The organism is Aeromicrobium sp. 50.2.37 (genome assembly GCF_024655735.1).
Taxonomy (GTDB): domain Bacteria; phylum Actinomycetota; class Actinomycetes; order Propionibacteriales; family Nocardioidaceae; genus Aeromicrobium.
The window spans coordinates 1-18429 of the sequence record NZ_JANLGG010000002.1 but is presented as its reverse complement, the minus strand read 5'-3'; the positions used below and the strand labels follow the sequence as shown (position 1 = coordinate 18429).

At 71.0% G+C, this 18429-nt stretch carries 20 protein-coding genes; 8 read left to right on the top strand and 12 right to left on the bottom strand.

Annotated features, from left to right (window positions below; genetic code table 11):
- The 6 genes from NUV38_RS01700 to NUV38_RS01675 form a co-directional block, all read right to left on the bottom strand.
- Positions 1-1233, bottom strand: a complete 1233-nt coding sequence (locus NUV38_RS01700; protein ID WP_257727472.1) for a cyclopropane-fatty-acyl-phospholipid synthase family protein — start codon at positions 1231-1233, stop codon at positions 1-3.
- Entirely contained in the window at positions 1230-2048 is an 819-nt protein-coding gene (locus NUV38_RS01695) for a DUF1365 domain-containing protein (protein WP_257727471.1), read from the bottom strand. Before NUV38_RS01695 ends, NUV38_RS01700 begins: the two co-directional genes overlap by 4 nt.
- Positions 2045-3346, bottom strand: a complete 1302-nt coding sequence (locus NUV38_RS01690) for an NAD(P)/FAD-dependent oxidoreductase (RefSeq protein ID WP_257727470.1) — start codon at positions 3344-3346, stop codon at positions 2045-2047. The genes NUV38_RS01695 and NUV38_RS01690 overlap by 4 nt, the downstream gene beginning before the upstream one ends.
- A 15-nt stretch (positions 3347-3361) precedes the next feature.
- Positions 3362-3595, bottom strand: a complete 234-nt coding sequence (locus tag NUV38_RS01685) for a hypothetical protein (RefSeq protein WP_257727469.1) — start codon at positions 3593-3595, stop codon at positions 3362-3364.
- 119 nt (positions 3596-3714) lie between these two features.
- Positions 3715-4989, bottom strand: coding sequence for an acyl-CoA desaturase (locus NUV38_RS01680; protein ID WP_257727468.1), 1275 nt, complete (start codon positions 4987-4989; stop codon positions 3715-3717).
- 15 nt (positions 4990-5004) lie between these two features.
- A complete protein-coding gene (locus NUV38_RS01675; RefSeq protein ID WP_257727467.1) occupies positions 5005-6096 on the bottom strand; it encodes a ferredoxin reductase in 1092 nt (363 codons plus the stop codon).
- Positions 6097-6254: 158 nt separating this feature from the next.
- Between NUV38_RS01675 and NUV38_RS01670 the strand changes: the two genes are divergently transcribed.
- Both NUV38_RS01670 and NUV38_RS01665 read left to right on the top strand, forming a co-directional pair.
- Complete coding sequence (locus NUV38_RS01670; RefSeq protein ID WP_257727466.1) at positions 6255-6905, top strand: TetR family transcriptional regulator; 651 nt, start codon at positions 6255-6257, stop codon at positions 6903-6905.
- Positions 6906-6981: 76 nt separating this feature from the next.
- Positions 6982-7563, top strand: a complete 582-nt coding sequence (locus NUV38_RS01665; RefSeq protein ID WP_257727465.1) for a hypothetical protein — start codon at positions 6982-6984, stop codon at positions 7561-7563.
- Positions 7564-7587: 24 nt separating this feature from the next.
- Here the strand turns inward: NUV38_RS01665 and NUV38_RS01660 are convergent, their stop codons facing one another.
- Positions 7588-7992, bottom strand: coding sequence for an SRPBCC family protein (locus NUV38_RS01660; protein WP_257727464.1), 405 nt, complete (start codon positions 7990-7992; stop codon positions 7588-7590).
- Between the two features lie 117 nt (positions 7993-8109).
- Positions 8110-8736, bottom strand: a complete 627-nt coding sequence (locus tag NUV38_RS01655; protein ID WP_257727463.1) for a TetR/AcrR family transcriptional regulator — start codon at positions 8734-8736, stop codon at positions 8110-8112.
- Positions 8737-8780: 44 nt separating this feature from the next.
- On the opposite strand from NUV38_RS01655, the gene NUV38_RS01650 reads away from it, so the two are divergent.
- The 3 genes from NUV38_RS01650 (at position 8781) to NUV38_RS01640 (ending at position 10844) form a co-directional block, all read left to right on the top strand.
- Positions 8781-10025 (top strand): oxygenase MpaB family protein, encoded by a 1245-nt coding sequence (locus tag NUV38_RS01650; RefSeq protein ID WP_257727462.1) that lies wholly within the window; start codon positions 8781-8783, stop codon positions 10023-10025.
- An 89-nt stretch (positions 10026-10114) separates the two neighbouring features.
- Positions 10115-10333 (top strand): hypothetical protein, encoded by a 219-nt coding sequence (locus NUV38_RS01645; RefSeq protein WP_257727461.1) that lies wholly within the window; start codon positions 10115-10117, stop codon positions 10331-10333.
- A gap of 121 nt (positions 10334-10454) precedes the next feature.
- On the top strand, positions 10455-10844 hold the full coding sequence (locus NUV38_RS01640) for a GAF domain-containing protein (RefSeq protein ID WP_257727460.1): 390 nt from the start codon (positions 10455-10457) through the stop codon (positions 10842-10844).
- Positions 10845-10869: 25 nt separating this feature from the next.
- Here NUV38_RS01640 and NUV38_RS01635 read toward each other — a convergent pair whose 3' ends face one another.
- On the bottom strand, positions 10870-11901 hold the full coding sequence (locus NUV38_RS01635) for a zinc-binding dehydrogenase (protein WP_257727600.1): 1032 nt from the start codon (positions 11899-11901) through the stop codon (positions 10870-10872).
- 119 nt (positions 11902-12020) lie between these two features.
- Between NUV38_RS01635 and NUV38_RS01630 the strand changes: the two genes are divergently transcribed.
- Together NUV38_RS01630 and NUV38_RS01625 are read left to right on the top strand one after the other, a co-directional pair.
- Positions 12021-12167, top strand: a complete 147-nt coding sequence (locus NUV38_RS01630; protein WP_164468781.1) for a GPGG-motif small membrane protein — start codon at positions 12021-12023, stop codon at positions 12165-12167.
- 93 nt (positions 12168-12260) lie between these two features.
- On the top strand, positions 12261-12719 hold the full coding sequence (locus tag NUV38_RS01625) for an SRPBCC family protein (protein WP_257727459.1): 459 nt from the start codon (positions 12261-12263) through the stop codon (positions 12717-12719).
- 57 nt (positions 12720-12776) lie between these two features.
- Here the strand turns inward: NUV38_RS01625 and NUV38_RS01620 are convergent, their stop codons facing one another.
- From NUV38_RS01620 to NUV38_RS01610, 3 genes are all read right to left on the bottom strand, one after another.
- A complete protein-coding gene (locus NUV38_RS01620; RefSeq protein WP_257727458.1) occupies positions 12777-13181 on the bottom strand; it encodes a MerR family transcriptional regulator in 405 nt (134 codons plus the stop codon).
- A gap of 22 nt (positions 13182-13203) precedes the next feature.
- On the bottom strand, positions 13204-14817 hold the full coding sequence (locus NUV38_RS01615; RefSeq protein WP_257727599.1) for a ribonuclease J: 1614 nt from the start codon (positions 14815-14817) through the stop codon (positions 13204-13206).
- A gap of 137 nt (positions 14818-14954) precedes the next feature.
- Positions 14955-16559 (bottom strand): peptide chain release factor 3, encoded by a 1605-nt coding sequence (locus NUV38_RS01610; protein WP_257727457.1) that lies wholly within the window; start codon positions 16557-16559, stop codon positions 14955-14957.
- 332 nt (positions 16560-16891) lie between these two features.
- Here NUV38_RS01610 and NUV38_RS01605 point away from each other — a divergent pair, with 332 nt between their 5' ends.
- Positions 16892-18340 carry a SulP family inorganic anion transporter gene (locus NUV38_RS01605; RefSeq protein WP_374625819.1) on the top strand — a complete coding sequence of 483 codons (1449 nt, stop codon included), beginning with the start codon at positions 16892-16894 and terminating at the stop codon, positions 18338-18340.
- Positions 18341-18429: the final 89 nt, after the last annotated feature.

Below are 18429 nucleotides of genomic sequence, written 5' to 3'. Positions count from 1 at the left end.
TCAGGCAGTGCGCTCCATGCGCAGCTGGAAGACGTCGAGGTAGCCCACGGCGAAACCGGCCTCGCAGTAGGCCAGGTAGAACTGCCAGAGCCGGCGGAACGTCTCGTCGAAGCCGAGCGCCGCGATCTCCGACCAGTTCTCGTCGAAACGGTCACGCCACAGCCGCAGCGTGCGGGCGTAGTCCTGCCCGAGCGAGTGGCGCTCGGTGACGGCCAGGCCCTGCGTGTAGGAGGCGAGCGACTGGTCGATGGCCTCCGGGGAGGGGATGAGCCCGCCCGGGAAGATGTACTTCTGGATCCAGCCGTAGGAGTTGCGCGTCGTCAGGTAGCGGTGGTGCGCCATCGTGATGGCCTGGATGGACACCTTGCCGCCCGGCGCGAGGACCTCGTCGATCTTGGCGAAGTACGTCGGCCAGTACTCCTCGCCGACGGCCTCGATCATCTCGCAGCTGACGACGGCGTCGAACTCGCCGGTCACGTCGCGGTAGTCCTGCAGGCGCAGCTCGATCCGGTCGGCGACCCCGGCCTCGGCGAAGCGCTCCTGCGCCAGCGCCGCCTGCTCGGAGGAGATCGTGATGGTGGTGACCGTGGCGCCGCGACGCGCGGCCCGGATGGCCAGCGATCCCCAGCCGCTGCCGATCTCGAGGACGCTGGTGCCCTCACCCACGCCGGCCTGGTCGAGGATGCCGTCGAGCTTGCGCTCCTGCGCGCGCTCGAGCGACTCGTCGGGGCTCTCGAACCATGCGGCCGAGTACGTCATCGACGGGTCGAGGAAGCGCTGGAACAGGTCGTTGGAGAGGTCGTAGTGGCGCTCGATGTTGGAGCGCGACCCCTCCTTGGTGTTGCGCTCGTGCTGGGGCAGGCTGCGGTCGACGAGCCCGCGCAGCTTCTGCAGCGACGGCGGGACGATCGTGGTGAGCCGGGCGGCGAACGGCGTGAGCAGGTCGGCCAGGTCGGTGCCCGGGCCCTCGGTCCAGTCGCCGGCCATGTAGGCCTCGCCGAACCCGATCTTGGTGTCGTGACCGAGGCGGCTGAAGAAGGCGGCCGGTCGACGGACCTGCATCTCAGGGGCGTCGGGGCCACCGGCGCCCCACACCGTGCCGTCGGGGAACGTCAGGCGGACGGGGAGCTGGTTCACGCCGGGGCGCACCACCGCCTTCGCCACACGGGCCTTGAACGGGGTGCGCGGCGTCTGCGCGATGCCGGGCCAGCGAGTGGCGAGGGTGTCGGTCATCGGGTCGTGCCTTTCTGGGGTTCGTGAGCCGGTCGTGGCACGACCGGGAGTCGGCGCAGCCAGAGCCACACACCATGGATTCGGATCAGCAGGCTCACCCGATGGGTCATGAGGGGCATGGCGACGAGCAGTCGCGCGAGCCGGGTCGCGGTGACGGGTCGGGGCTCGCCGCGGAACGTGGCGCTGAAGACCGCCTCGCCGGGCGCGGTGGCGGGTGAGCCGTCGTCGGAGGGCGACTGGCGCAGGATCACGGTGCTGGCCACGGCCTCGGCCTGGAGGCGGAACTGCAGGTCGTAGCGGCCGGCGACCGTGAAGAAGGGGGAGACGTAGAACGCCTTGTCGGTGCTCGTGCGGCCCTGCGGGTCGGGCCGCAGGAAGTAGGCGTGCCGCTCGCCGTAGGTGTTGTGCACCTCGGCCACGATCGCCTCGGTGCGGTCGCCGTCGAGCACCCAGAAGACCGTCAGCGGGTCGAACACGTGCCCGAGCGTGCGGGCGTTGGCCAGCATGAGGATGCGGCGGCCCCTCGCGTCGAGGCCCTGCTCGCGGCAGAACGTCTCGACGTTCTCGCGCAGCGTCCGGTCCGGGTCGCCGATGTGGTCGGCGGCTCGGAAGGTCGAGAAGGGGCGCAGCCACCGGGGAAGCCGCGGCAGGTCGTCGACGTCGACCAGCCACTGGTACATGCGGTACCGGAACCGGTGCCGCACCGGCACGCGCCGGGTGTGCGAGACGGCGCCCACGACGAGTGCGGGCACGGCGGGCAGGCCGGACGAGCCGGCGCCGGCGCTCGAGGAGGTGTCCTCGACGTGGGTGGTCACCAGCTCGCCCCGAGCGATCGAGCCGCCTCGACGCCGGAGCGGCAGCCGTCCTCGTGGAAGCCCCAGCCGTGGTACGCGCCGGCGAAGGCCGTGCGCCCCCCGGACAGCGACGGGAGGTCCTGCTGGGCCGCGACCGACGTCGGCGTGTACACGGGGTGGGTGTACTGCATGGTGGCCAGCACCGACGTGGGGTCGATGCGGCTCGTGGAGTTGAGGCTCACGAGGTACGGCTTGCTGCTGTCGATGCCCTGCAACCGATTCATCCAGTACGTGACCGCCGTGCTGTCGCCGCGGCCGCTGCACGTGTCCATCCGGTAGTTCCACGCGGCGCGGGCGTCGGTGGCGCGCGGGAGGACGCTCGGGTCCTGGTGCAGGACGGTCTCGTTGCGTGAGTACGTGAAGGAGCCGAGCACGCGACGCTCCTCGTCGGTGGGGTCGGTCAGCAGGGCCAGTGCGTCGTCGGCGTGCGTGGCGATGACCACGGAGTCGACCTGGTGCTCGGTGCCGGAGGCGTCGAGCACGACGACGCCGTCGGGCTTGCGCGAGATCGCGCGCACGGGGGTGGAGGAGCGGACGTCGCCGATGGCCGCCGTCACGCGCTGCACGTAGGAGCCCGAGCCGCCCTGGACGGTGAACCACTGCGGCGAGCCGGAGATGGACAGGAAGCCGTGGTGGCGCAGGAAGGCGAAGAGGTAGCGCGCCGGGTACTGCAGAGCCGTCTCCTGGCCCGACGACCACACGCACGACACGACCGGGATGGCGTAGTGGGCGACGAAGTGCTGCGAGAAGCCGTGCGTGGTCAGGAAGTCGCCGTACGTCTGGGGCTCGGACGCGTCCGGCTCGGAGTCGAGCAGGGCCAGCGCCGCGCGCTGGAACCGCTTCACGCCGGCCAGCATCGCGAGGTAGGTGGGGTCGAACGCGCGCCGACGCTGGGCGAACAGTCCAGGCAGCTTGCGGCCACCGGCGTACTCCAGGCCACAGCCCTCGCACCGGATGCTCATGGACATCTCGGTGGGGTGCACGTCGACGTCGAGCTCGGCGAACAGGCGTCGCAGCAGCGGATAGGTGCGGTCGTTGTGGACGATGAAGCCGCTGTCGACGTGGTGCGTGGTGCCGTCGGCCTGGAGCGCATGGGTGTGCGCGTGGCCGCCGAAGCGGTCGTCGGCCTCGAAGAGGGTCACGTCGTGGGTGCTGCGCAGCACGTAGGCGGCCGTGAGGCCGGAGACGCCGGAACCGACGACGGCGACGCGGGGGCGACGCTCGGAGGTGGGGGAGCCGGACGTCGGAGAGCTGGTCATGAAAGGGATTCGCCCTCAGTCGTCCTGCGGATGGGTGGGTGTGACGCGTCCGGCGTCGTCGGCTTCCTCACCTGCGCGGCGGCTGGCCTCGGTGATCTCGAACAGCTCGGTGCCGAACGCCCCGACCTCGGTCGTGACGCGACGCGCGGTGTCGAAGAGGATGGCGCTGATGCGCCCGCTCGTGGTGATCGCCGCCTCCACGCCCTGCTGCACCGCGTCCTTCGCGATCTCGCGCCGGCTCATCGTCATGGCCGTCTCCTCGAGGGTGGGTCGTCCGGTCGCCTCCATTGTGGCGTACCGCCGGGATGCCGCACGACGACGCCCCGGGGGTGCCGGGGCGTCGTCTCGGTGGCGGGCCTGGGGCTCGTTCAGGCCGCCGCGTGCTCGGACTCGCGCTGCTGCGCGGCCTCGCGCTTGGCGCGACGCAGTGCCTTGGACTCCGGGCTCTTGCCCTGCTTGTAGGGGTCGTCGGGCTTGCGCGAGAAGCCGGCGAGCTGTCGAGCGACGCTGGCGAGCTGCTTGCTGAACCGGCCGCTGTTGTACTGCAAGCCGTGCTTCTCGCAGATCGCGCGGATCTCGCGGGCGACCTCGGGGTACCGGCGCGCCGGGATGTCGGGGAACAGGTGGTGCTCGATCTGGTGGCTCAGGTTGCCGCTCATCACGTGGAAGGCGCGGCTGCCGCTGATGTTGGCCGAGCCCAGCAGCTGGCGCAGGTACCACTGGCCGCGGGTCTCGTTCTGCGCGTCCTCCTCGGCGAAGGTCTGCACCTCGGCGGGGAAGTGGCCGCAGAAGATGATGAGGAAGGTCCAGATGTTGCGGATCAGGTTGGCCGCGAAGTTCGCGCCCAGGACGGCGAGCGGGGCCCACCAGCCGACGAAGGGCACGAGCGCGACGGCCAGGACCGGGTAGGTCACGTAGTCCTTGAGCACCTGGCGGCGAGCCTTGCGGGCGGCGCGGCTCTTGCGGTCGCGGAACTCCTTCTTCGTCATCTTGCCGCCGAGGTACTCGTCGAGCTCGAGGCCGTGGTACATCACGCCCCACTCGAAGAAGAGCATCAGCGCGAAGGCGAGCGGCAGGTTGAAGCGGTGGTTCGGGTACCAGGGCTGGTCGTCGTCGATCCGCAGCAGGCCGTAGCCGATGTCGCGGTCCATGCCGTGGATGTTCGTGTACGTGTGGTGGATGTAGTTGTGGCCGTGCTTCCAGTCCTCGGCCGGTGCCACGTTGTCCCACTCGTAGCGCTTGCCGTCGACCAGCGGGTCGTTCATCCAGTCGTACTGGCCGTGCATGACGTTGTGGCCGATCTCCATGTTCTCGAGGATCTTGGAGAGGCCGAGGAACACGATGCCGGCCACGAAGGTGGGCCAGAAGAACGGCGTGAAGATGCCGATGCGGCCGAGGACCTCGAACGTCTGCTGGATGCGGATGACCCGGCGGATGTAGTCGGCGTCGGCCTGGCCGAGCGAGTCGAGGGTGCGCTGGCGGATGGCGTCCAGCTCCTCGCCGAAGCCCTCCAGCTCCTCGTAGCTCATGTACTCCAGGCCGATGGTGGACCGCTTGGAGGCGTCGGCGCCGACGAGCGGCTCCGGTGCGGCGTTGTGCTCCGAGGCGCTGAACGGTGCGATCGGGGTGCGCTTGCGAGACATGGGGACTCCCTTTCCTTAGAGTGCGACGCTGACGTCGCCGACAGGGACGTTGACGCAGACCTTGATGGTCTCGTCGGTGTTGGCGCTGACCTCGCCGCTGACGACGTGGCGGACGGCGCCGCTGAGCTTCTTGACCGCGCAGGTGTTGCAGACGCCCATGCGGCAGCCGAAGGCGGGCGTGAGGCCGGCAGCCTCGGCCTGCTCGAGGATGGTGCTGCCGCTGTTGTCGGTGCTGGTGCCGGCGTCGTCGAAGCTGAGGGTGCCCGTGGCGTCGGCCGCGTCGAGGTCGACGGACGGGACCTTGAAGTACTCGGTGCGCAGCAGGTCACGTGCGCCGAGCTCGTCGTAGGTGTCGCGGACGCTCGCGATCAGACCGGCGGGCCCGCAGCAGAAGGTGGTGGCGACGGTGGGGTCGACACCGAGACGGCGAAGGTGGTCGAGCATGAAGCGGCCCTCGAGCTCGGCCCCGACCTCGGGCTCGCGCGTGTAGACGCGGACCACGGTGGCTCCGGGGAGCTCGGCGGCCAGGCGGTCGAGCTCGGGGGTGAACATCTCGTCGTCGCGCGAGCGTGCGTAGTGCAGGAAGGTGACCCGGCCGCGGTGCCCGCGGTCGCGCAGCGTCCGCGCCATCGACATGACCGGGGTGATGCCGGACCCGCCGCTCAGCAGCAGGAGGTCGTCGGGCACCTGCGCGGGGAGCACGAACTCGCCCTCGGCCTGCGACAGGTAGACGACGGTGCGGGGCCGGAGCTCGCGGTGGAGGAACTGGGAGACGTAGCCGTCGGGGTGGGCCTTCACGGAGACGCTGAAGGTGCCGTCGGACGCGGCCTGGGAGCTGGAGACGGAGAACACCCGGACCTTGCGGGTGCCGTCGACCTCGATGCCGAACTGCACGTGCTGGCCGGGGACGAAGCCCTTCCAGGCGCCGTTGGGGCGCAGCACCACGGTGCTGGCGTCGCCGGTCTCGCGGCGTACCTCGACCACCCGGGCCCGCACGGCCTCGACGGTCCACAACGGGTGAACCTGCTCGAGGTAGTGGTCGAGGGACTTGGGCGAGGTCAGGGAGGCCACGGTGCGCGAGGCAAGGGCGGCGCGGACGAGTCCCATGCGGTTCCTCTCCAGTCGAAGTCGTTCGGTGTACAAGCGTACACTCAAAGTGTGCGGGTGTGAACCACCGCAGGGCAAGAGGGCGTGTCGGTGACCTCGCACACGGCGACACACGCGTTCACCGAGGCGACGACGACGGAACGGCCTAGACTCCAGGCGTGGCGGAAGCAGGACGAGCCGCGTCGCCCCGTGCGGAGACGACGCGCCAGGCGCAGAAGGAGCGCACGCGCGACGCGATCCTCGCGGCGGCCCTCGAGCTGAGCCGGGACCAGGGCTTCGCCCAGATCAGCCTGCGCCAGGTCGCCCGCCAGGCCGGAGTGGTCCCGACGGCCTTCTACCGGCACTTCGAGTCGATGGACGAGCTGGGGCTCGCGCTCGTGGAGCAGTCGTTCGGGACCCTGCGGGCGATGATCCGCGACGCGCAGCGCGACCCCGAGACCTTCTCCGACATCATCGACGCGTCGGCCGAGATCCTGGTGCGGGTGGTCAAGCAGAACAAGGCCCACTTCGGCTTCGTCGCCCGGGAGCGTGCAAGCGGGTCCGACGCCGTGCGGCAGGCCATCCAGCGCGAGCTCGAGCTGTTCATCTCCGAGCTCGCCGTGGTGCTGGCGCGGCTCCCGCACCTCGAGACGTGGTCGGCCGAGGACGTCAAGCTCGCCTCGGGGCTCTTCGTCCGCAACATGGTCTACCGCGCCGAGCAGGTCGTGCAGACGCCCGACGGTCGCTCCGACCTCGAGGAGGAGATCAAGCGCAAGGCTCGTCGCGAGATGCGCCTCATCGTCCTGGGCTTCCGCGACTGGCGCAGCTGACCGGCCTCCCTGTTCGAGGGAGCGTGGGCTCACAGCCCGGTGGTACCGTGAAGGGACTACCACCAAAGGTCAGGCGGTGCTGCGCATGGAAGATCTCGGCACGCTCCTCGACGACGTGACGCGCGAGCACGCGGTGGGCGTGACGGCCGACGGTGAGCGCCTCGTGGCGCTCCGGGTGGCCGACGAGTGGTCGGTCGGGCTGCGCCTGCACCGCGAGGGCAGTCATCGCCAGTGGTCGGTGCGCGAGCTCGTGGTGCGGCGGGGGACCGGGGACCGGTCGTTCGCCGGGAACGACGTGCGGGAGCTCCCGCTCGGTGCCCTCGTGGCCGAGGCGCGACGCCTGGCCACCCGCAGCGCCGGTCAGGACGCCGAGCCCCTGACCACCGTGCAGGCGTTGCTGCAGGAGCGGTCCGGACGGCTCGGGCGCGACGACGTCGCGCTCGCGGCCGTGGCGCTGGAGTACGCGCGGATCGTCGAGCGTGGGGAGCGTGCGCCGTCGAAGCGCATGGCCGAGGCGTTCGGTGGCAGTCCCGGCACCTGGACCAACCGCGTCGCCGAGGCGCGACGCCGAGGGTTCCTCACCGACGTCCCGCGTGGCGCGGCCGGCGGCGCGCTGACGGACCGGGCCCGCGAGGTGCTGGGTCTGGTCCAGGCCTGAGGCGGTCAGGTCCTCGGGTCGCCCTCAGGCCAGGACGTTGGCAGCGTGCTGCTCCTGCGCTGCGGTGGCCAGCTTGTCGAGCGCGAGGCTGAACACGTCGTCGCCGAGCTGGTCCTCCAGCAGGTGGATGATGCCCGGGTCGGACTCGAACTCCGCGGACCACTCGACGTAGCAGGTCGTGCCGGCGCCCTCCTGCACCTCGATCGTCGCGCGGTGGTCCGAGATCGGGAACGGCGGCTCGGGCATCGAGTACGACAGCGTGCGGGTCTCGTCGTCCTGGCTCAGCACCGTGACGACCAGGTCGGCGTCCGCCTCCGGGCCTCCGGAGTAGATGCTGAGGCGGGGGTGCCAACGGGCGAAGTCCTGGGCGAGCTCCCACACCAGGTCGGTGGGGGCGGCGACGAAGGTCCTGCGGGAGATGCGGCTCATGCGAACTTTCCGGGCTGGGCGACGTGTGCTCGCCCCATCCAACCTCTCCGGTCCGCACCTGTCTCGCCCGGGGGGTGAGGGATTGCTCACGTCGGCGCGCCGCGCGTCGCTGCGTCGTCAGGTCCGGATGGGCGGGCGGGGCGCGAGGTGGGCCGCGGTGAGGTGCACCAGCTCCTCGACGAACACCTCGCGGGCGATGTCGGGTCGCTGGAGCACGTAGTCGACGCTGAGGTGCTCGACCATGCGCACGAGCAGCCACGCCGAGTCAGCCGCCGGCAGCGGGGTGGGCGTGCGGGACACCGTGAGGTACGCCCCGACGAGGTCGGCGACGCGACGCTCGACCTGCCCGACGTGGCCGGCGACGCGGGAGAGGGGCAGCTCCTGAGTGACCAGGCGCAGGTACTCGCGGTGCGCCTCCAGCACGTCGAGCAGTCCCTCGTACGCCGCTCGGACGAGCTCGTCGGGCGGCAGGTCGAGCCGGTCGGCGAGCACGGCGGTGAGCTCCTCGCCGATCTCGGCGGAGTACCGGTCGATGACCGCCACCAGGATCGCCTGCTTGTCGGGGAAGTACTGGTAGAGCGAGCCCGGGCTGACGTCGGCACGCGAGGCGATGCGATTGGTGGTCGCGCGCTCGTACCCCTCCTCGACGAGGACGAGCCTCGCCGCCTCGAGGATCCGCTCGACCATCCGGCGCGACCGGTCCTGGCGGGGCGCCTTGCGCAGGGTCTCCGGCGAGCGGCTCATACGCGAATTGTATGCGAGCAATTGCTCGTGTCACGCTCCTGCGCATGACCACCGCACCGGCCGGCACCGTTCCTGCTCGATCCGCGCCCGCTCCCGCGGACACCGCACCCGTGCCCACCCGGCACCGGGCCGCCCAGGCGCGGGGTGCCCGCATGGGTCGCCCCCTGCGGGTGTTCGGTCGGGTGCGCCAGGTCGACGAGTCGCTCCTGCGGTCCATCGGCGAGGGCTACCTGCGCATCGACGAGCCCGGAGCACGGCTGGCCGCGGCGTTCCGCGCGAAGGGCGGGGACCGCGTGACCCACGACCAGCTGCGTCGCGCGCTCGAGGGCGACCTGGAGGGAGCGCCGCCGGTGCTCCGCGACCTCGTCGGCGAGGTCTCCACGACGCCGGACTGGGTCGAGTGGGACCTGCTCGAGGAAGGTGCGCGGGTCTACCGGACGTTCGGCCGCAACGCGGGCGACGTGCTGCTGCAGCTGTCGTTGATCGGTGGCTACCGCTTCGGCGGACCCACCGACCTGCTCGTCGCGACCGGCGGCCTGACGGGAGAGACGACGGTGCGGCGTCTCGCCGAGACCCAGCACTGGACGATCGCCGTCTCCCAGCCCGGCGCCATGCGACCCGGAGCGCTCGGCTGGCGACTCACCGTGCACGTCAGGCTCATGCACGCGCTCGTGAACCAGCGCTTCTCCGAGGGGGACCGCTGGGACACCGGCCACTGGGGCGCCCCGATCAACCAGACCGACCAGGCCGCGACGCTCGGGCTGTTCTCCGGAGCCCTGCTGCTGGGCGTCCGCGCGCTCGGCGTGCCGGTCTCGAAGGACGAGTCGCGAGCGGTGATGCACCTGTGGCGCTACATCGGCTGGCTGCTGGGCGTGGACGAGGCGTGGCTGTTCGACACCGAGCGCGAGCAGCACCACTTCAACTACCACGTGCTGCTGAGCCAGGACGACATCACCGACGCCGGTCGCCGGTTGACGCAGAGCATCGTCGACGCGCAACCGCACCTGCACTACCGCCGGTTCGCCCGGTTCCACCGCTGGTACGCACCCCGACGGCTGCTCAGCATGCTCCGTCCGTTCCTCGGCACCGCGAGCATGCGTGAACTCGGGCTGCCGCTGCGCCTGCCGTGGGCCACGGTCCACGCCCTGCTGGGCAACGCCGTGCGATACCGCGTGCTGGGCAGGACCGAACGGGGTCGCCGCCGGATCGACGCGTGGTCCGAGCGCTACCGCGACGAGCAGCTCCACCGGTACTTCGGGGACGCCGCACCCGACGTCGGTGCGCTCTGAGGTGGTGACGCACCGAGGTCGGCGTGCACTGCGGTCGGATTGCACTGGGTCGGATTGCGGATCGTCGGCCGGTGCGTAGCGTCGAGGGCATGACTGATCTGACCCCCGAGAAGCTCGAAGCCGTCCAGAACGTCGTCGACCGCGTGGGCGCCTACCAGGACGGCGCCCCCGAGGGCACCGTCGAGACGGAGCTGCGCAAGGGCCTGGGCGAGGCCGACGTGACGCTGGACGACCAGCACGTGACCGCCCTCGCCGAGGCCATCGAGTCCGCCGACGGCGACGTCGACGCCGCCTCGGTGCTCGGCTGACCGGACGCCGTACCTGACCACCCGCCACCCCGCCGTCCACCGGGCGCCCCTGCGCTCGCGCGACGACACCGTCGACCACGCCGCAGCCGTCGAGCACGCGCTGCGGCGTGGTGTCGTCGGCGTGGGCGGCCGGCTCGACGCCGCGCCTTCGGACCTCAACGAGGCGACCCGGCGGGTCGATCGGCAGCACGGCGAGCGTGTCGCCGCCCGTCTGGAGCGCTTCGCCGCACTGCCGGCGGGTGACTTCGTCTGGACCCGCGACGCCGAGGCGGAGCTGTGGCTCGGCCGCATCGAGGGGGAGTGGCGCTTCGACGCGAGCGCTGCGGCGTGGGAGGTCGACCTCCAGCACGTGCGTGTCTGCCGCTGGTCGGACGCGCCCGTGCCGCTGCCCGACGTCCCTGCGGCGGTGCTCGCCACGTTCGCGCGCGGCGGCCGGAACTTCCAGCGCGTCCGCGACGCCGACGCCGAGGCGGCGACGTGCCGGTGGTGGGCCGAGCACGACTCACCGTGACGCCGGGCGACGCGAGCCGTTCAGGTCACTCCTGCAACCACGGGTCGATCATCGTCATCCCGGCCACCGCCGCCCGGTCGAAGGTGGGCAGCAGGACGGCCGCTGCCTGCAGGCCGATGGTGCGCTCCACGAGGAGGTCGGGACGCAGTCGTCCGCTCGCCACCAGCTCCATCATCGGCGGATAGGCGACGGCGGCCATGCCGTGGCTGCCGAGGACGTCGAGCTCCCAGGCGATGGCCCGCTCCAGCGGGACGCGCGGATGTCCGGCGACGCCGGGCAGCAGGCCGACCTGCACCATCCGGCCCCGACGCCGCAGGCTCAGCAGCGACGTCGCACTCGTCTGCTCGCTCCCCACCGCGTCCATGGCGACGTGGGACCCGCCGCCGGTCAGGTCGGCGACCGTCGCGGGCACGTGGTCGTCGGCCGTCACGGTGTGCTCGGCGCCCAGACGAGCGGCGACGGCCAGGGCCTCGGGATTGCGGTCGACGGCCACGACGCGCGCACCCAGGGCGTGCGCGACCATGACGGCGCTCAGACCGACGCCGCCGGCACCGACCACCGTGACCCACTCACCCTCGCGCAGGCGCGCCCGGGCGACGAGGGCCCGGTAGGCGGTCGCGAACCGGCAGCCCAGGGCGGCGGCGGTCGCGAACTCGACGTCGTCGGGCACGGCGACGAGGTTCGTGTCGGCCGCGTGCAGGGCGACGTGCTGGGCGAACGACCCCCAGTGCGTGAAGCCGGGCTGCTGCTGGTCGGGGCACACCTGCGCATCGCCTGCTCGGCACCAGTCGCAGCGGCCGCACCCGCACACGAAGGGAGTGGTGACCCGGTCGCCGACCGCCCAGCCGACCACGCCGGTCCCGACCTCGCTCACGACACCGGCGAGCTCGTGCCCGGGGACGTGGGGGAACGCGAGGTCCTCGTGCCCGGCCCAGGCGTGCCAGTCGCTGCGGCACAGCCCGGTGGCGCGAACCTCGACGACGACCCCGCCGTCGGGCGCGACGGGACGGGCGACGTCCCGCACGTCGGGAGTCGCACGGACGGTGTCGAGGACCATGGCGCGCACCGTCCCATCCTGGCAGTCCGAAGATCGCTCCAGATGCGCGCCCGGCCGCCCGGTCCTACGTTGACGGGAACGACCGGTCCAGCGCGGACCGAGCGGGAAGGAGCACCATCATGTGGGACACCATCTTGTGGATCGCCGCCGTCGTCATCGGCATCATCGGCGTGCTGCGCATCGTGCGCGGCGACATCCTCTGGGGCGCGGTACTGATCGTCGTGGCGCTGCTCGTCGGACCCGGCGGCGTGAGCCTGCTGACCTGACGCGGACCGTGTCGCGGACCGGGGCGCTCCGACGGGAGCGTTTCGGGGGGCCGGGCACCGGGTAGGTCATGGGCAGTCTGCGAAAGGACACCCATGAGCACCATCACCGAGACCATCGACGTCGACGTGGACGTCACCACCGCCTACGACCAGTGGACGCAGTTCGAGGACTTCCCGCAGTTCATGGAGGGCGTCGAGCGGATCGACCAGCTGGACGACACGCACCTGCACTGGGTGATCAAGGTCGGGCCGGTCACGCGCGAGTTCGACGCGACCGTCACCGAGCAGCACCCCGACGAGCGGGTCGCCTGGCGCTCCGACGACGGACCCGAGCACGCGGGCGTCGTGACGTTCCACCGCCTCGGCGACACCAGCACCCGTGTGACGGTGCAGATGGACGTCGACCCCGAGGGCTTCGTGGAGCAGGTGGCCGACAAGGCCGGCATCCTCGAGCGCCGCACGCAGGGCGACCTGCGGAACTTCAAGAAGTTCATCGAGTCCCGGGGTGGCCAGGAGACCGGCGCCTGGCGGGGCGACGTCGAGCACCCCTGAGCGAGCACGTCCGGTCCTGACCTCCGGTCACGACCAGCAGCCGAGCCGCCCGTCCGATCACTCGGACGGGCGGTTCGTCTGCGCGATCTCGGCCAGGTCCCGCGCGAAGCCACGGGCGGCCTCGGTCTTGGCCTCCAGCTCCTCGAGACGCTCGACCACCGTCGCCCGGACCTCGTCGAGCCGGTCGAGGGCGGGCTGCGTCTGCTCGGCCGTGGCGGCCGGGTCCTGGAGCAGGTCGAGGATGCCCAGCACCTCGCCGATCTCCTCGACCGAGAAGCCCAGCGGCTTCATCTTCTTGATGAGCTCGAGCCGCGCCACGGCGGCCTCGGAGTACAGCCGGAAGCCGCCGGTGCTGCGCGCGTCGGGGATGACGAGCCCGGCCTCCTCGTAGAAGCGGATGGTGCGCAGGCTCAGGCCGACCCGCTCGGCGATCTCGCCGATCTGCATCTGCACGGTGCTCATCCCTCCGTGGCCTCGCCGACGGTCACTCCTCGACGACGATGGCGTGGATGATCGGCTCGCGCCGGTAGGTGCGACGCATCCACGAGGCTGCGGTGCGCTCGATGGACTCCTCGGCCTCGGCGGGGGTCTTCCCGTCCGCCTTCTTCAGGGCCGACGCCAGCTGCTGGGTGAGCGGCTCGAAGTCGCGCAGGTCCTCCATGAGGCCGTGCATCACGTACTCCGGCGGCTCGGCGAACGTGCCGCGCTCGACGTCGACGATCGCGATGATCGTGAGCATGCCCTCGTTGGCGAGGGTGCGCCGCTCCTCGAGGGTGTGCTCGGTCGTGCGGCCGACCACCATGTTCTCGACGTAGACGTGCTCGTTCGGCAGGTGTCCGCTGACCCGGGCGTGGCCGTCGACGAGGTCGACGACGTCGCCGTCGGTGCACAGCAGCACCGAGGAGTGGGGGATTCCGGTGCGCTCGGCGATGGCGCCGTTGGCGTGCAGGTGGCGCCACTCGCCGTGGACCGGCAGCACGTGCTTGGGTCGCACGATGTTGTAGCAGTAGGCGAGCTCGCCGGCGCTGGCGTGGCCCGACACGTGGACCTTCGCGTTGCCGGAGTGCACCACGTTGGCGCCGCGGAACGCGAGGCCGTTGATGAGCCGGAAGACGGCGTTCTCGTTGCCGGGGATGAGCGAGCTGGCCAGCAGCACGGTGTCGCCCTCGCCGACGTCGATCTGGTGGGTGCCGTCGGCCATGCGGGCCAGCGCGGCCATGGGCTCGCCCTGCGAGCCGGTGCACACGAGCACGACCTGGTTGGGGGCGAGGTTGTTGGCGGCCTTGAGATCCACCAGCAGCCCCTTGGGCACCTTGAGGTAGCCGAGCTCCTGGGCGAGGGCCATGTTGCGCACCATCGAGCGGCCGACGAACACGACCTTGCGGCGGCTGGCGTGCGCGGCGTCGAGCACCTGCTGGATGCGGTGCACGTGGCTGGCGAAGCTGGAGACGATGATGCGGCGCGGCGCCGTGCGGAACACGGTCTCGATGGCCGGCTGCAGCTCGCGCTCGGAGGTCGTGAAGCCCGGCACCTCGGCGTTGGTCGAGTCGGTGAGGAACAGGTCGACGCCCTCCTCGCCGAGCCGCGCGAACGCGCGCAGGTCGGTGATGCGGTCGTCGAGCGGGAACTGGTCCATCTTGAAGTCGCCGGTGTGCAGCACGAGACCGGCGGACGTGCGGATGGCCACGGCGAGGCCGTCGGGGATGGAGTGGTTGACGGCGATGAACTCCAGCTCGAACGGGCCGAGCTTCATCACGTCGCCGGCGGCCACGGTCTTCAGGGGCGGGTCGACGGTGTGCTCGCGGAACTTGGCGCTGACGAACGCGAGGGTGAGCTTGCTGCCGATCACCGGGATGTCGCCCCGCTCGCGCAGCAGGTACGGCGTGGCGCCGATGTGGTCCTCGTGGCCGTGGGTGAGCACGAGGCCCACCACGTCGTCGAGGCGGTCACGGATGGCCGAGAAGTCGGGCAGGATCACGTCGATGCCCGGCTGGTGCTCCTCGGGGAACAGCAGGCCGCAGTCGACGAGCAGGATCTTGCCGTCGTGCTCGAAGGCGGTCATGTTGCGGCCGACCTCGCCGAGTCCGCCGAGCGGCATGACCCGCAGGCCGCCCTTCGGCAGGCGGGAGGGTGCCTGGCGGCGGGGCTTCGTGGCGGAGCGGTTGTTCTTGTTGTTGTTCCCGTTTCTGTTGCGGTTGTTGGTGCGGTTGCCGGTGTTGTTGGCCATGGGGTTCCTCAGGAGGTGGGAGTGCGGTCATCGACGTCGGCTGAGAGCGACTCGAAGGTGATGTCTGGGTGGTTGCGGGCGACGAACTGCAGCCGCCAGCGGTCGGAGAAGACCGCCAGGGCCGCGCCGTCGCTGCGTTCGAACGTCTCCACGCCGTTGGTGCCGGCGAGGGTCTCGCGGTCGGCCGGCTCGATGCGCCGGGCGACGGTGTAGGGGAGGGGCTCGAGCCTGGTCTCGGCGTTGAACTCGCGGGCGAGGCGGTCGGTCACGACCTCGAACTGCATGGGGCCGACCGCCGCCAGGACCGGGGCCTGGTCGCCGCGGAAGTCGGAGCGGAGCACCTGCACGACGCCCTCGCGGTCGAGCTGCTCGATGCCACGGCGGAACTGCTTGAAGCGCGAGGTGTCGCGCGCGGTGATGGTCGCGAAGTGCTCGGGGGCGAACTTGGGGATCGGCGGGTACACGACGGTCGGACCGAGGTGCAGGGTGTCGCCGATGGCGAGCTGGGACGCGTTGACCAGCCCGATCACGTCGCCGGGGTAGGCGAGGTCGGTCGTCTCGCGGTCGCGTCCGAACAGGTTCTGCGCGTACTTGGTGGCGAACGGCCGCCCGCTCTGGGCGTGGGTGACGACCTCGCCGCGCTCGAACACGCCCGAGCAGATCCGGGCGAAGGCCACGTGGTCGCGGTGGGCGGTGTTCATGCCCGCCTGGATCTTGAACACGAAGGCGCTGAAGGGGGAGTCGACCGGTCGCGGGTCGCCGTTCGCGTCCAGACGCGCACGAGGCGCGGGCGCCAGCTCGAGCATGACTTCGAGGAGCTGGGTGATGCCGAAGTTGAGGGCCGCCGCCGCGAACAGCACGGGCGTGGTACGACCGGCCAGGAAGGACTCGGGGTCGTGGTCGGCGCCGTCCGCGCTGAGCAGCTCGACACCGCCGACGGCCTCCTGCCACAGGTCGCCGAAGACGTCGTCGGCGCGCTCGGGTGCGTGGACCGTCTCGCCCGCACGGGTGGCGCCGCCGGAGGTGCGCTCGTACTCGACGGCGTGGCCGTGCCTGCGGTCCAGCACGCCGCGGAAGTCGCCGGCGATGCCGATCGGCCAGGTGATCGGCGTGGGTCGGATGTCGATCCGTTGCTGGATCTGGTCGAGCAGCTCCAAGGGGTCCAGACCCGGTCGGTCCCACTTGTTGATGACCGTGATGACGGGGATGCCGCTGCGGTGGCAGACGTCGAACAGCTTGAGCGTCTGGGGCTCCAGGCCCTTGGCGCCGTCCAGCAGCATGACCGCGAAGTCGACGGCGGAGAGCACGCGGTAGGTGTCCTCGGAGAAGTCGGCGTGACCGGGGGTGTCGACCAGGTTGATGACGTGACCCTCGTGCTCGAACTGCAGCGCCGTCGAGGAGATCGAGATGCCGCGGGCCTTCTCCATCTCCATCCAGTCCGAGACGGTGGCCCTGCGCCCGGCCTTGCCGTGCGTGGCGCCGGCCTCCGAGATCACCCGGGCATGCAGGGCCAGGGCCTCGGTGAGCGTCGACTTGCCGGCGTCGGGGTGCGAGATCACCGCGAAGGTCCGGCGGCGCGCCGCCTCGGCGAGCAGGGAAGTGGGGGAGGACATCGACCCGACTCTAACGGCGCGGCAGTGTGCACGGACCGGCAGCGCCGTCCTGCGGGTCGCGCCGCCTCGCGCGGGCCGGCGTCCGGACCAACTCTTCCGTTGCGGTAGGGTTGCTAGCGAGCGCCCTGAGCGCTGGGTCACGCACCTGGCGAAGTGGTGCGGCAGGACCCCGCAGCATCCGCTCAGCGGCCCCCGTCGCGCCTCGTGCGCTCCCCATTCTCCTCCTGTCCTCCGCTCGGTCCGCCCGAGCCTGCTCGTGAACGGAGCCCACCGTGGCGCTCGACGCTGTCCGTCCCCCCGAGGTCGACGCACGACACACCGTCCGTGGTGCGCTGTCGTCGCCGACGCTGCTGCGCACCGAGGTCCTGGCCGGTCTCGTCGTCGCGCTGGCCCTCATCCCCGAGGCGATCTCGTTCTCGATCATCGCCGGCGTCGACCCGCGGGTGGGTCTGTTCGCCTCGTTCACGATGGCCGTGTCCATCGCGTTCCTCGGCGGACGACCCGCCATGATCTCCGCCGCCACGGGTGCGGTGGCCCTGGTCATCGCGCCCGTCATGCGCGACCACGGGCTCGACTACCTGATCGCCACGGTCATCCTGGCCGGCATCTTCCAGGTGCTGCTCGCGGTCGCCGGCGTCGCCAGGCTGATGCGCTTCATCCCCCGCTCGGTCATGGTCGGGTTCGTCAACGCGCTCGCCATCCTCATCTTCCTGGCGCAGGTGCCCTACATGGTCGACGTGCCCTGGATCGTGTACCCGATGATCGTGGCGGGCCTGGCGATCATGGTGCTGCTGCCCCGCATCACCAGCGTGGTCCCGGCGCCGCTGGTCGCGATCGTGGTCCTGACCGGCGTCACGGTGGCGGCGAGCCTGACCCTGCCCGACGTCGGCGACGAGGGCGACCTGCCCGAGAGCCTGCCGTCGCTGTTCTTCCCCGACGTGCCGTTGAACCTGGAGACGCTGCGGATCATCGCGCCCTACGCGCTCGCCGTGGCGCTCGTCGGGCTCATGGAGTCGCTCATGACGGCCAAGCTGGTCGACGACATCACCGACACGCACTCGAACAAGTCGCGCGAGGCCTGGGGCCAGGGCGCGGCCAACGTCATCACCGGCTTCTTCGGCGGCATGGGTGGCTGCGCCATGATCGGCCAGACGATGATCAACGTGAAGGCCTCGGGGGCGCGGACACGCCTCTCGACCTTCCTGGCCGGTGTCTTCCTGCTGGCCCTCGTCGTCGGCGCGGGCGACCTGGTCGCCATCATCCCGATGGCCGCGCTCGTGGCCGTCATGATCATCGTCGCCGTGTCGACGTTCGACTGGCACAGCATCCAGCCGGGGACGCTGCGCCGGATGCCGAAGAGCGAGACCACCGTGATGGTCGCGACCGTGGCCGTGGTGGTCGCGACGCACAACCTCGCGATCGGCGTCGTCGTCGGCGTGGTCGTGGCGATGGTGATGTTCGCCCGCCGCGTCGCGCACTTCACGCAGGTGATCGACGTGGCCCACCCCGACGAGGACACCCGCGTGTACAAGGTGGTGGGGGAGCTCTTCTTCGCCTCCAGCAACGACCTGGTCTACCAGTTCGACTACGTGGGCGACCCGAAGAACATCGTCATCGACCTGTCCGACTCCCACATCTGGGACGCCTCCACCGTGGCTGCGCTCGACGCCATCGAGAACAAGTACCGCAGCAAGGGCAAGACGGTCGAGATCCAGGGCCTCAACGAGGCGAGCCGGCAGCGGCACGGCCGGCTCGCCGGCCACCTCGGCGGCGAGCACTGACCGACGCGCCGGCCTCGCGATTCCCATCACCTGATGGGCGGATTCGTGTCGTGGGTGCAACGGGTTGGTCTCAGGCGCCGAGGATGAGT

Excerpts from the sequence above, each read along its gene's own strand:
- NUV38_RS01700 (WP_257727472.1), bottom strand. The coding sequence starts at position 1,233 with ATGACCGACACCCTCGCCACTCGCTGGCCCGGCATCGCGCAGACGCCG.
- NUV38_RS01690 (WP_257727470.1), bottom strand. The coding sequence starts at position 3,346 with ATGACCAGCTCTCCGACGTCCGGCTCCCCCACCTCCGAGCGTCGCCCC.
- NUV38_RS01685 (WP_257727469.1), bottom strand. The coding sequence starts at position 3,595 with ATGACGATGAGCCGGCGCGAGATCGCGAAGGACGCGGTGCAGCAGGGC.
- NUV38_RS01680 (WP_257727468.1), bottom strand. The coding sequence starts at position 4,989 with ATGTCTCGCAAGCGCACCCCGATCGCACCGTTCAGCGCCTCGGAGCAC.
- NUV38_RS01675 (WP_257727467.1), bottom strand. The coding sequence starts at position 6,096 with ATGGGACTCGTCCGCGCCGCCCTTGCCTCGCGCACCGTGGCCTCCCTG.
- NUV38_RS01660 (WP_257727464.1), bottom strand. The coding sequence starts at position 7,992 with ATGAGCCGCATCTCCCGCAGGACCTTCGTCGCCGCCCCCACCGACCTG.
- NUV38_RS01655 (WP_257727463.1), bottom strand. The coding sequence starts at position 8,736 with ATGAGCCGCTCGCCGGAGACCCTGCGCAAGGCGCCCCGCCAGGACCGG.
- NUV38_RS01650 (WP_257727462.1), top strand. The coding sequence starts at position 8,781 with ATGACCACCGCACCGGCCGGCACCGTTCCTGCTCGATCCGCGCCCGCT.
- NUV38_RS01645 (WP_257727461.1), top strand. The coding sequence starts at position 10,115 with ATGACTGATCTGACCCCCGAGAAGCTCGAAGCCGTCCAGAACGTCGTC.
- NUV38_RS01635 (WP_257727600.1), bottom strand. The coding sequence starts at position 11,901 with ATGGTCCTCGACACCGTCCGTGCGACTCCCGACGTGCGGGACGTCGCC.
- NUV38_RS01630 (WP_164468781.1), top strand. The coding sequence starts at position 12,021 with ATGTGGGACACCATCTTGTGGATCGCCGCCGTCGTCATCGGCATCATC.
- NUV38_RS01625 (WP_257727459.1), top strand. The coding sequence starts at position 12,261 with ATGAGCACCATCACCGAGACCATCGACGTCGACGTGGACGTCACCACC.
- NUV38_RS01620 (WP_257727458.1), bottom strand. The coding sequence starts at position 13,181 with ATGAGCACCGTGCAGATGCAGATCGGCGAGATCGCCGAGCGGGTCGGC.
- NUV38_RS01615 (WP_257727599.1), bottom strand. The coding sequence starts at position 14,817 with ATGCCGCTCGGCGGACTCGGCGAGGTCGGCCGCAACATGACCGCCTTC.
- NUV38_RS01610 (WP_257727457.1), bottom strand. The coding sequence starts at position 16,559 with ATGTCCTCCCCCACTTCCCTGCTCGCCGAGGCGGCGCGCCGCCGGACC.